The sequence below is a fragment of the Acidobacteriota bacterium genome, assembly GCA_012517875.1.
In the GTDB taxonomy this organism is placed as follows: Bacteria; Acidobacteriota; JAAYUB01; order JAAYUB01; family JAAYUB01; genus JAAYUB01.
Window position 1 is genome coordinate 1 of sequence record JAAYUB010000170.1, and the last position, 11,736, is coordinate 11,736.

At 65.6% G+C, this 11,736-nt stretch carries 10 protein-coding genes; 5 read left to right on the top strand and 5 right to left on the bottom strand.

From position 1 onward, the window contains the following. Nucleotides 1–1,099 precede the first annotated feature (1,099 nt). Nucleotides 1,100–2,569 (bottom strand): hypothetical protein, encoded by a 1,470-nt coding sequence (locus tag GX414_15975; GenBank protein ID NLI48600.1) that lies wholly within the window; start codon nt 2,567–2,569, stop codon nt 1,100–1,102. Between the two features lie 377 nt (nt 2,570–2,946). Then, a complete protein-coding gene (locus GX414_15980; protein NLI48601.1) occupies nt 2,947–4,098 on the bottom strand; it encodes a methionine adenosyltransferase in 1,152 nt (383 codons plus the stop codon). Between the two features lie 132 nt (nt 4,099–4,230). On the opposite strand from GX414_15980, the gene GX414_15985 reads away from it, so the two are divergent. The 5 genes from GX414_15985 (at nt 4,231) to GX414_16005 (ending at nt 9,416) form a co-directional block, all read left to right on the top strand. Next, a complete protein-coding gene (locus tag GX414_15985) occupies nt 4,231–5,199 on the top strand; it encodes an SDR family oxidoreductase (GenBank protein ID NLI48602.1) in 969 nt (322 codons plus the stop codon). A gap of 85 nt (nt 5,200–5,284) precedes the next feature. Next, entirely contained in the window at nt 5,285–6,394 is a 1,110-nt protein-coding gene (locus GX414_15990; protein NLI48603.1) for a DegT/DnrJ/EryC1/StrS family aminotransferase, read from the top strand. A gap of 14 nt (nt 6,395–6,408) precedes the next feature. Further along, nucleotides 6,409–7,659 (top strand): O-antigen ligase family protein, encoded by a 1,251-nt coding sequence (locus GX414_15995; GenBank protein ID NLI48604.1) that lies wholly within the window; start codon nt 6,409–6,411, stop codon nt 7,657–7,659. After that, nucleotides 7,640–8,770, top strand: coding sequence for a glycosyltransferase family 1 protein (locus GX414_16000; protein NLI48605.1), 1,131 nt, complete (start codon nt 7,640–7,642; stop codon nt 8,768–8,770). The genes GX414_15995 and GX414_16000 overlap by 20 nt, the downstream gene beginning before the upstream one ends. A 73-nt stretch (nt 8,771–8,843) precedes the next feature. Continuing rightward, the gene (locus GX414_16005; GenBank protein ID NLI48606.1) at nt 8,844–9,416 is read left to right on the top strand and encodes a hypothetical protein; all 573 of its coding nucleotides are present in this window, start codon (nt 8,844–8,846) and stop codon (nt 9,414–9,416) included. On the opposite strand, the gene GX414_16010 is transcribed toward GX414_16005, so the two are convergent. The 3 genes from GX414_16010 to GX414_16020 all read right to left on the bottom strand — a co-directional run. After that, the gene (locus tag GX414_16010) at nt 9,373–10,521 is read right to left on the bottom strand and encodes a DUF4388 domain-containing protein (GenBank protein NLI48607.1); all 1,149 of its coding nucleotides are present in this window, start codon (nt 10,519–10,521) and stop codon (nt 9,373–9,375) included. The genes GX414_16005 and GX414_16010 overlap by 44 nt on opposite strands. Nucleotides 10,522–10,537: 16 nt before the next feature. Then, nucleotides 10,538–10,726, bottom strand: coding sequence for a twin-arginine translocase TatA/TatE family subunit (gene tatA, locus GX414_16015; GenBank protein NLI48608.1), 189 nt, complete (start codon nt 10,724–10,726; stop codon nt 10,538–10,540). Between the two features lie 96 nt (nt 10,727–10,822). Beyond that, a partial coding sequence (locus tag GX414_16020) for a hypothetical protein (GenBank protein ID NLI48609.1) occupies nt 10,823–11,736 on the bottom strand: 914 nt, incomplete at its 5' end.

Below are 11,736 nucleotides of genomic sequence, written 5' to 3' on the forward strand. Positions count from 1 at the left end.
CAGCGCCGGATACTTCCCCGGATTGACCGATCCCGCCGGGAGGAACAATCTTTGTGTAGAGGTCACGCCTCATGGCACACACCGTTCTCTTCCGCGGCGCGATCAGTGTATACTCGTTTCGACACTTTCAACATACCAGGCGCAAAGGACACAAAGGATTCGTTGGGTTTTGGGATGTCGGATGTCGGATGTCGGACATCGGACTTAGGACATCGGACTTCGGAAATCGGGAATCGGATGTCGTTCCGGCAGAATCCGAATCGATCCCAAATGGCCAATCAAATATCAGCAATCATCAATAACCAATAATCCGAAATGCACAATGAAAAATGTCAGATGATCAATCACAAATGGAGTCCGCCGGGTTCTCTGTGGTGAAAAAAATCGTGCTCGGGATCGGGATTCGATCACGAGCACGATCACGATAACGCTTACTCAGTTACGCCCGAAATTCAGCCAAAATTTGGTAAAATTTTTCACCGGTTTCTCCCCCCCAGTCGCCCGTCCCATCATCGACCGGCACGATCCACGCTTTCACGACGAGAATAGCCAGGCGCAGCCCCGCGAATGCGGGGCAGCGCCTGGAAAATCGATTATTTTGACGTCGCGCGCCCCTGATAAGGGGCGCGGAGAAGATCACCGCAGAGATCGTTCGTCGACCGCAATGTGGTGCAGGCGGAGCAACTGAACCCACTCCTCTCGCGCGATACCCGCCGGTGGCGCTCCGCCTGGTTCTCAATGTACCGCCGGACGACGGGGACCTGAGCGGCACTGGCCGAAAACGCCGAATACCCGTCCGGCCAATCGAACCCGGGCGCGTTCGGCGGGAGGGCTTTTTCCCGAAGATTCGATCCGAATTTCTCCGCGCCCCTGTCCAGGGGCGCGCCGTGTTTTTTCAATTCCGCTTTCCAGGCGCTGCCCCGCGTTCGCGGGGCTGCGCCTGGCTATTATCTTTGCAACTGGAAGGGCTTGCCGGAGACCCGGCATCGCGGCACAGAGTTGGAGTGAACGATCATACCCCTTGGGTTCCGGTTACGCCGGGTTGGGATTACGAGCACGACGTTCGCCGGCTCGCCGGTTCACCGGCTCGCTGATTCGATCAGATCCGCCGCAGCGCCTCGGCGAAGCTCCGGAAGTACGATGAATCGGGGAAGACACTGGCGAAGACGGCCGGCGCGATCTGCATCGTCGCCTCGGTGTCGAGGCAGAAGCGCATCCGGCTGAACTTCCCGCGGAAGGCGGCCACGTCGCCGGCGACGTCCTTCTTGCGGATGACCACGTCGGCGAGCAGCCGGGCCAGCTCGGCGAAGTCCGCCGGGCCCATGCCGAACCGGGTCATCTCGGACACGCCCATGCGGATGCCGCTCGGGTGATAGAACGTCTCGTCGTCGGGCAGCGCCTGGTAGTTGGTGATGATGTTGTTGGCCTCGAGGCGGGCGGCGATCTCCTTGCCGTCGCCGAACGGCTTGACCCGGATGACCACCTGGTGGGTGCGGGTGAAGCCGTCGGCCTCGCCCCCTTCCACCGGGATGCCGGCGGCATGGCAGGCGGCGGCGAATGCTCGGGCGTTGGCCAGCACCGCGGCCTGGTACTCGGCCTTGAAGTGGTTCATCTCGAGGGTGGCCGCCAGCATCGCCAGCAGGGTGCCCAGGTGGTGGTTGCTGGTGGAGCCCGGGAATGAGCGCGCGTTGATCTCGAGCCAGAGCTTGCGCAGCGGCGCACCCTTGGGCATGCGCCCGGCGATGATGCCGCGCTGCGGGCCGAAGAAGGTCTTGTGGGTGGAGCCGGTGACCACATCGGCGCCCTCGGCCAGCGGATCCTGGAAGCCGGGCCCCAGGATGCCCATCACGTGGGCGCCGTCGTACATGATCACGGGCCGGTAATCGGGCATCGCGTCCACCAACTCACGGAGCGGCTTCACCGGCTCGGGGTGGAGGAACATGCTCTTGCCGAACACGATGATGGGCGGCCGGTGCTCACGCACGAGCTCCAGCATCCGGGCCACATCGATCTTGTAGGGGTTGCCGGCCTCGAGGGGGAAGTTGACCGGGTCGCCGTCGGCGAAGTTGAACAGGGCCCCGAACGGCTGGGCGCTCAGGTGGCCGCCGTAGTTCAGGTTGTTGTTCATGGCGGTGGCCAGCCGGCCCGTCGCAGTCAGCTTCGGGAAGCCCTCGCCGGCGCCGCCGAGGAACTTGACCGTGGCCTTGAAGACGATCTCGTTGGCCATCTGGCCGCTCACGGGGCGGGCCTCCACCTCGGAAGCGCCGAGGTAGGCGCCGAACTCCTGCTTGAGCCGCTCCTCCACCTCGTAGATGAAATCGGTGGCCTGGTAGTAGTAAACCTGGTCGCCCTTGAGCGCCCCGGTGCCGGTGAGGGCCTCGATCTCCTTCTTCAGTGCGGTCTTGTGCTCAGCGTAGCGGCCGGAGGGATCGCTGATCTCGCACAGCTTCACCAGCAGCGACGGGGTGTTCTCCGACGGGATCAGATTGATGCACCGGCGCTGGCGCCACAGGTTGTTTTCCACCACCTTGGCGGCCAGGTCGCGGAGCTGCTGTTCCAAATGACTCATGAAAGCCTCCCATGGGGTCGATATTCGGGTTGATGCAAAGCGGCAGTATAGTCCAGCCCGGCGCCCCGGCGCAAGCCCCCGCCAGGCGAAGTCACCACCGAGGGCACAGAGGACACAGAAGATGTTCGGGGTTCGGGGCTCGGACATTGAACCTGGGTTCCAGATTCTAGTTAACGGATCCCGTATCTCAGGTCTCAGGTCTCAGATCCCAGATCCCAGAACCCGGGTCCCAGGTCCCAGAACCCAGGTCCCACGTCTCGGTAACGCCAGACTCATTTCCAAATAGCCATGAAGAAACAAGCAAGCAACAATAGCCTTTAAATGAACGAGGGGACCCGAAGGTCCCCTCGCGAGATCCGATTTCCGCCGGGCGGTGCTTACAGGTTAAAGGCCTTCTTCAGCTCGTCCACCTTGTCGGTGAGTTCCCAGGTGAAGCCGGGTTCGCGCCGGCCGAAGTGGCCGTAGGCGGCCGTGCGTCGGTAGATGGGGCGGCGCAGGTCCAGGTGGTCGATGATGCCACGCGGAGTCAGGGGGAAGATTTCCTGGATGACTTTTTTCAGCTTGTCCTCGTCCACCTTGGCCGTGCCGAAGGTATCCACCATGATGCTGACGGGCTCCACCACGCCGATGGCGTAGGCCAGCTGCAACTCAACCGTATCGGCCAGGCCGGCCGCCACCACGTTCTTGGCGATATAGCGCGCCATGTAGGAGGCGGAGCGGTCCACCTTCGACGGGTCCTTGCCCGAGAAGGCGCCGCCGCCGTGGGAGCCCACGCCGCCGTAGGTGTCCACGATGATCTTGCGGCCGGTGAGCCCGCAGTCGGCCTGGGGGCCGCCCATCACGAAACGGCCGGTGGGGTTGATGTAGTATTTGGTCGCAGGGGTGATCATGTCGGCGGGGATGACCGGAGCGATGACATGCTCGCGGATCTGCGCCCGCAGCTCCTCGATGGGGATCTCGGGATGGTGCTGGGTGCTCACCACCACCGCGGGTACGCGCACCGGCTTGTTGCCGTCGTATTCCACGGTGACCTGGCTCTTGCCGTCGGGGCGGAGGAAGTGGAGGATGTTGTTGCGGCGGCACTCCGTGAGGCGCAGGGTGAGCTGGTGGGCCAGGTGGATGGGCATCGGCATCAGCTCTTTGGTCTCCCGGCAGGCATAGCCGAACATGATGCCCTGGTCGCCGGCACCGCCGATGTCCACGCCTTGAGCGATGTCGGGCGACTGCTTGTCGATGGTGGTGATGACGCCGCAGGTCAGGTAGTCGAACCCATACTCGGCGCTGGTGTAGCCGATCTTCTTGATGGTCTCCCGGACGATTTCCGGCACGTGCACGTAGCAGTCAGTGGTGATCTCGCCGGCCACCAGGGTCAGCCCGGTGGTGACGAGGGTTTCGCAGGCGACACGGCCGTAGGGATCCTGGGCCATGATGGCGTCGAGGACGCTGTCGGAAATCTGGTCGGCGATCTTATCGGGATGCCCTTCGGTAACCGATTCCGAGGAGAACAGGTGCTTGCCGTTGATGGCCATGGTCGACCTCCTGGTCAAAATCAAGTGGAGCAGGGTACCACACGCCCCCGGGTGTTTCAATAATTTTTCAGGAACCGGTGGCCGGCGCCGCGACTTTCTGCTAAGATGACATCTTTTATTCGGGGGTTCTCCATGGCGTGGGACATCGTTACCGGCGGCGCGGGCTTCATCGGCTCCAACCTGGTGGACGCGCTGCTGGCGCGCGGGCGGCGGGTCCGCGTCATCGACAACTTCAGCACCGGCCGCCGGGAGAACCTGGCCGAGGCGTTCGCCGCCGCCGGGGACGATCGGCTGGAGATCGTCGAGGGCTCCGTTACCGACACCGCGCTGCTGCGCCGCTGCGTCACCGACGTCGACACCGTTTACCACCAGGCCGCCCTGGCGTCCGTGCAGCGCTCGGTGGACGACCCCGCCCGGACCAACGAACACAACATCGGCGGCACCCTGGCCGTGCTGCTGGCGGCCCGCGACGGCGGGGCGCGACGCGTCGTCTACGCCGCCTCCTCGTCGGCCTACGGCGACACCCCGACGCTGCCCAAGCGCGAGGCGATGCCGACGGACCCGCTGTCGCCGTACGCCCTGACGAAATTGGCCGGCGAGATCTACTGCCGTCAGTTTTATCAGCTCTACGGGCTGGAAACGGTGGTGCTCCGCTATTTCAACGTGTTCGGACCGCGGCAGAACCCCGCCTCGCAGTACGCCGCCGTCATCCCGCTGTTCATCAGCCGGATGCTCCGCGGCGAGCCGCCGATCATCTACGGCGACGGCCGGCAATCGCGGGACTTTTCGTACATCGACAACGTGGTGGAGGCCAACCTGCTGGCGGCCGCGGCGCCGCCCGCCGCCTGTGGCCGGGTGTTCAACATCGCCTGCGGTGTCCGGGTGGACCTGCTGACCATCGTCGACCTGTTGAACCGCAAGCTGGGCGCCGGTCTTCGGCCCGTGCACGAGCCGCCCCGCCGCGGCGACGTGCGGCACTCCGAGGCCGACATCACCGCCGCCCGCGAATACCTGAATTACCAGCCCCGCGTGGGCTTTGAGGAGGGCTTGGCCCGAACGCTCGCCTGGTTCCAGACGCAGACGGCCGCCGCCTCACGTTGAGCCGCCGGCAGGGCCGGATACCGCCGGCCGCGACCGCGCGGACCGACGCCTGACCCACCGCACACACCGACAAGGAGTAACCCATATGCCTGTTCCCTTCCTGGATCTCAGCCGCCAGAACCGTGAGATCCGCGACCGTGCCCTGACCCTGTTCTCGGACATCCTCGAGAAGAGCGCGTTCATCGGCGGCGCCTACGTGCAGGAGTTCGAGGCCAATTTCGCCCGCTTCTGCCAGGTGCCGCACGGCGTCGCCGTCAACAGCGGCACCGACGCGCTGCGCCTGGCCATCGCCGCCTGTGGCCTGGAGCCGGGCGATGAAATCATCACCGTCCCGTTCACCTTCATCGCCACCGCCGAGGTGATCACCCAGAACGTCGCCCGGCTGGTGTTCGTCGACATCGATCCGGACACCTACAACATGGATCCACGGAAGCTCGAAGCCGCCATCACCCCGCGCACCCGCGGCATCATCCCGGTGCACCTTTATGGCAATCCCGCGCCCATGGATGCCATCATGGACATCGCCCGCCGCCACAACCTGTGGGTGGTCGAGGACGCCTGCCAGGCGCATGGCGCCACGCTGGGCGGCCGCGCGGTCGGCGGCCTCGGCACCATGGGCACTTTCAGCTTCTATCCCACCAAGAACCTGGGCGCCACCGGCGAGGGTGGTTTCGTGACCACCCACTCCGAGGAGCTGGCCCAGAAAGTCCTGGCCCTGCGCAATCACGGCCAGAGCGCCCGCTACGCCCACGAGTTCGAGGGCTACAACGCCCGCATGGACGCCCTGAAGGCAGCCGTGCTCAACGAGAAGCTCCGGCATCTGCCCAAGTGGAACCGCCAGCGGGCCCACTGGGCGGACGTCTACTCCGACGGCTTGCGCCAGGTCGGCGACCTTATCCTCCCGCCGATCACCGAGGGCGCGACCCACGCCTGGCACCTGTTCTCGGTGCGCACCCAGCAGCGCGACGCCCTGCGCGCCTTCCTCACCGAACGGGGCATCGGCACCGCAGTGCATTACCCCATCCCGCTTCACGTCCAGAAGGCCTACCGCCACCTGGGATACGCGCCGGAGGATTTTCCCGTCTCGATGGAGTGTTCGCGCACCGTGCTCTCGCTCCCGCTGTACCAGGGCATCACCGAGGCCGAGGTGGCCGAGACCATCGCGGCCGTGCGCGCGTTCTTCGACCGGAGCTGAGCCCAGGGGCGATCATGACCCAACCGGCGGCTGCACGCCTCATGGACGGTTTGCGACGCCACTTCCTCCCGGCGTGGTGGCGGCGCATCATCATTTTGCTGTTCATGACCGCCACGGTGGTGGCCATTCCGGTCAGCTTGTCCGCCACGCAGATTCTGCTGGCCGTCGCGGTGGTCTGCGGCGCGGTGGCGTATCCCGTGCTCCGCTTCCCGAGCTGGCTGCCGCTCCCCCGGTTCTATTGGCCTCTCATCGGCTTCATCGTCTGGTCCGTCCTCTCGGCGCTCTGTTCGGACGCGCCGCTTCTGAGCCTGTTCCACCTGAAAAAGCTGCTGCTGCTCTTTCTGATCCCCATGCTGTTGATGGTGCTCGACCGACCGGCCCAGTCCCGGACGTTCCTGCTGCTGCTGCTGGCCACGATGACGCTGTCGGCGGGAGTGGGCCTGGTCCAGTTCGCCACCGCCACCGACCCGCTGTACCGCATCCACGGCCTGATGAGCCACCACATGACATTTTCCGGCCAGTTGATGCTGGCGCTGGCCGCGCTGCTGCCGCTCCTGCTCCTCGACTTCGGGGCGCGCCGGACCGGCTGGCCGCTGCTGCTCGCCGCCGCCCTGCTGCTCGCCACCGCCCTGGTGCTCACACTCACCCGCGGGTGCTGGATCGGCTTCGGCTTCGGGGCGGCCGCCGCGCTGCTGCTGACGCGACCCCGCTGGCTGCTGGCGGCGCCGGTGGTGCTGGCCGTGGTGCTGCTGGCCGCGCCCGGTCTGGTCCGGGAACGGGTCCGGCACCTCTTTGACCCGGCCGAGGCGGGCAACGCCGCACGGCTGGACATGATGCGCACCGGCATGCGGATGGTCGCCGACCGGCCGCTCGTGGGCGTGGGACCGCGGATGATCGACCAGTATATCTACCGCTACGGGGCGGCCCCTCACATTCGACCCGACTTCTACCAGCACCTCCACAACAACATCATCCAGATCGCCGCCGAACGCGGCCTCCCGGCTTTGGCCTGCTGGCTCTGGCTGCTGGCGCAGATCGTCATCGATCACTGGCGTCGGTTCCGCCGGCTGCGCGCCGGTCCGGACCCGGGAGCCACCCTGTGGCCCGTGCTGGCCATCGCGGTCACCGTCGCCCTGTTCGTGGGTGGGCTGTTCGAGTACAACTTCGGAGACTCGGAGGTCCTGCTGATCTACTGCACTCTCATCAGCCTGGCCTACGTGCCCGTTCTCCGTCCCGGGACGGATCATGAGCACGCCGCCGCTTAAAATCGCCATCTTGGGCACCCGGGGGATTCCGGCCAACTACGGCGGCTTCGAGACCTTCGCCGAAGAGTTGGCCACCCGGCTCGTGCGGCGCTGGCACACGGTCACGGTGTATTGCCGCCGCCACTACCAGGACGCACCGCGGGCCGAGCACCGCGGGGTCCGGCTGGTGGTCCTCCCGGCGGTCCGCCACAAGTACCTGGACACGGTCTCGCACACGGCGCTATCGGTGTGCCACGCCCTGTTCCGCCCCTACCAGGTCCTGCTCGTCTGCAACGCCGCCAACGCCGCACTCTGCCTGCTGCCCCGGCTACGGGGGCAGCGGGTGGTGCTCAACGTCGACGGCCTGGAGCGCAAGCGGCGCAAATGGAACGCCCTGGCGCGGCTCCACTACCGGGTATCCGAACGCCTGGCCTGCCTGTTTCCCCACGCCGTGGTGACTGACGCCGTCGCCATCCAGGACTACTTCCGGCGACGCTACGGCAAGGCGACCACCATGATCCCCTACGGCGCGGGCGCCTTCAACCGGCCACCCGGCCCGACGCTGGCGGCGCTCGGCGTCGAACCCGGCGGCTACTACCTGTATGTCAGCCGCCTCGAGCCGGAAAACAACGCCCGCCTCGTCGTGGATATCTTCGAACGCTTGCGCACCGGGCGGAAACTCCTGGTCGTGGGCGACGCGCCGTACAACGCCGCCTACATCCGCGAGCTGCGCCGGACTGCCGATCCGCGGATTTGCTTCCCCGGCGCCATCTACGGCGAGGGGTACCGGGAGCTGGTCAGCAACGCCCATTGTTACATCCATGCCACCGAGGTGGGCGGCACCCACCCGGCGTTGGTGGAGAACATGGCCGCCGGCAATCTGATTTTCTGCCTGGACACTCCCGAAAACTCCGAGGTACTCGGCGGCGCCGGTGTGCTGTTCCGCGCCGGTGATCCGGCCGCCGCCGCGGCCACCCTTCAGGCCATCGAGGACGAGCCGGATCGATTCCAGGCGCTGCGCGAGGACGCCCGCCGCCGCGCCGCTGAAAACTACGACTGGGAGCGGGTCACCGATGCCTATCTGCGGCTTTTCGAAAGCGACCGTGCCGGAGAGGTTCCGCAGGGAAATTGACCCGGCCCTGTCCCGATTTTCCATTGACATTCAAATTAATGTATAATTGGGTCAAAAGTCTCAGGAGCATACCATGACCCATCCCAAAGGGTTTTCGACCGTAGAGGCGCTCGTGGTGATTGTCATCATGGGCATCCTGGTGGTTGTCGGCGTCCCCGTCTTCACCACGGTGATGGCCGACTACCGCCTCAACGCCGCCCTCCAGGCCTACTCGCAGGCCATCCAGCGCGGCCGCTACCTGGCCTCGTCACAAAACGCGCTGTACGTCATGGAGTTGGGCACGCCGGGGGCGACGGGCACCCCCATCGAGATCTTCCGGGACGATAATTGGGATCTGGCGTGCACCCTCTCAGGCGAGAATGCAACCCGGGTCCGGTTCAATATTACGTCCGAAGTCCAGGTCACCAGCCTCGACTACGGGACGTTTACCCTGCCCAACGGCACGGTGGTCAATAAAAAGCTGATCGTTTTCCTCCCCGACGGCACCCTGGGCATTCCCACCACGCTGCCCAATGTCGATCCGTGGGATCCGAACACGCGTTCGCAGAAGATCACCATGCAATCGGTGGGCGGTTTCAAGACGTACGTCCGCGTCGCCGGCATCAGCCGGCTGGGCCAGATCCGGACGTACGAGACGGCAAGCTGATCACGCCTTTCCGTTCCAGGGAATCGAGCAGGCGGAGAATCTCGATCTCGGCCAGGGGCATCACCTGGCACAGGTCTTTCACCGTCACGCCCGCCCCCAGCCGACTGAGCAGAAAGCCTTCACGGGGGCTCAGCTTTTCCCGCCGGACCTTCTCCGGCGGTCCGCTCATCGCCGGCACGTCGGAGTCTGTGTACTTCCGGCGCAGAAACACGTTTTCGTGCTCCAGCAGCCAGCGTTCCACATCCCGCAGGTCATCGGGATTGACAAGCTTCCCCTGCATGTCGCGGAGCAACGCCCAGGCGCTCTGGTAAAGGCACCCCTTCGCCAGGTTGCGGATCTCGGCCTCGAACCGCCGGGTGTCCGGTTCAGCCGGCGCCGGTGGCGCCTTCGGCGCCACCGGCGTGACGATCGCCATGACCCCTTCCTTGATCAGCCGGAACACCTCGAAGTAGACGTCGAACGCCGATCGGCGCGTATGCATGCCGATTTCGCCGATGGAGTAGTCCCGATCCGACAGGCTGAGGATTTTCCGGCGCAGCTCCGTTGCTTCACCGGCCGGCGCCGCCGGCTTCGGCACGACCCGCAACCGGATCGTGTCGTCCGGCAACAGTTGCCGGATGCGCTCCCACTCGTCCTTGCGGCGAACGCCCTCGAGAATGAGCGAGTCGATGTTCAGGTTGATGGGCACCAGGTTGTCGGGGATCCCCTCCCGCTCCTCGAAGAAGAATACACCGTCTTCCAGCAGGAACAGGTCGTAGACAATCTCCGCCGCCCGCTCCCGCAGGGCGCGTTCGATCTGCTCTTGGTCCAGGAGGTTCAGCTGCTGGAGCACATCCCCCAGCAGCCGTTCGCCTTCGGCTTTCTCCTGGTGAGTGAGGGCCAGTCGCAGCCGCGCCTCGTCGAGGAATCCCCGGGCCAGCAGGTGCTGGCCGAAGCGCCGCGACGGCTCGGTGGACGTAGCGGAAACCAGCACGCCCTTCCGAAAGTACACCTGAATCAGGTAATCGCCGCAGGAGATCCGGAGCACCCCCGACTTGCGGGACAGGGATATCCACTGAAACAAATCGGTGAGGGGGAAGGTCTTGATCTTTCCCGAAACTGCCATAAGGCTGGAGCAAGGACTAGTTTTTGCCCTTGTCGGGCTCCGATTTGTCGTCGTCCGATTTGTCGCCCGCCTCCCGCATCGAGGTCCGGAAATTGCGGATGCCCTCGCCCAGCCCCTTACCGATCTGGGGGAGGCGGTTCCAGCCGAAGAGCAGCAGCACGATCAGGAAGATGATGATCAGCTCGGTGGGGCCCAAACCAAACATAGGGAATCCTCCTGATGGTGTTCCGTCCTGTTGCAGAATCATAATCCCAATGCCCGGCAGGGTCAACGGGAATATCCGCTGGCGGCGGCGCCGGGCTCAGCAGAAAAAGCGGCTGGCGCCGACCCGGCGCGTCACGCCCTGCCGGTCCAGGTACTCCAGCAGCGGAATGGCCCGTTTGCGGGTCAGGCCGAATAGTTCCTTGAACAGACCCACTTCGAGGGGATCGCCCTTGGTGAGACGCCCGCGCAGCGCGGCGATGACTTCAGCCAGTGTGTCGGGGTGGACGTAATAGTCGGGCCCCACCCGCACCAGCCGGCGGCTCTTGAGCAGGAAATCCACGGCGGACGCCTCCGCGCGGCCGGCCCGCGCCAGCAGGTCGTGGAGGGCGGCGTCGGTGAGTCCCTCAATTCCGCCGCGTCGCAGCGAGTCCTCGACGCCGGCGATAGCGCCGGCCAGCGAGCTTTCCACCTCCAGCTTGCGCCCAGCCAGCATGAGGCGCTCGGCGTCGGCGTCGATCCTTCCCGCCGCCTGCAGGCTGCAGATCAGGTAAGCGAACGTCTCGTCGCCCATCCCGGGGAAGAGGCTGCGCAGCTCCTGTTTTTTGATTCCGTGGGCGTAGGGGTTGCGGCGATCGTGTTCCTCCATCCGCTGGAGGACCTGGTCACGGAGTCGCCCGGCCGCGGCTGCGCCGATCCACACGGTTCCGTCCGGGGTCAGCGACAGCAGCTCTCCGGCGTGGGCGTCGGCCAGCATCGCCGCAACGCGCGCCGCCGGCAGGCCCGTCAGGTTCACCAGCTCCGCGACGGTGATGCCGTTGCCTTCGCGGGCATCGACCGCCTCGCGGATCCGCGCCGCGTCGCCGGCGCTCTCGAGGCGCGCCAGGCGGGCCTGCACGCGCCGCCCCTCCCGGATGCGGTAGCGGGCGGCATGGATCTCCAGCACTCGGCCGCCGCCCATGGTCCGGAGCGGAGAGTACTGGCGTACGACAAGGTGGTCACCCGGCCAGACCA

Coding starts and splice junctions, on each gene's coding strand:
- GX414_16000 (NLI48605.1), top strand. CDS start 7,640: ATGAGCACGCCGCCGCTTAAAATCGCCATCTTGGGCACCCGGGGGATT.
- GX414_15980 (NLI48601.1), bottom strand. CDS start 4,098: ATGGCCATCAACGGCAAGCACCTGTTCTCCTCGGAATCGGTTACCGAA.
- GX414_16010 (NLI48607.1), bottom strand. CDS start 10,521: ATGGCAGTTTCGGGAAAGATCAAGACCTTCCCCCTCACCGATTTGTTT.
- GX414_15995 (NLI48604.1), top strand. CDS start 6,409: ATGACCCAACCGGCGGCTGCACGCCTCATGGACGGTTTGCGACGCCAC.
- GX414_16005 (NLI48606.1), top strand. CDS start 8,844: ATGACCCATCCCAAAGGGTTTTCGACCGTAGAGGCGCTCGTGGTGATT.
- GX414_15985 (NLI48602.1), top strand. CDS start 4,231: ATGGCGTGGGACATCGTTACCGGCGGCGCGGGCTTCATCGGCTCCAAC.
- GX414_15990 (NLI48603.1), top strand. CDS start 5,285: ATGCCTGTTCCCTTCCTGGATCTCAGCCGCCAGAACCGTGAGATCCGC.
- GX414_15975 (NLI48600.1), bottom strand. CDS start 2,569: ATGAGTCATTTGGAACAGCAGCTCCGCGACCTGGCCGCCAAGGTGGTG.
- tatA (NLI48608.1), bottom strand. CDS start 10,726: ATGTTTGGTTTGGGCCCCACCGAGCTGATCATCATCTTCCTGATCGTG.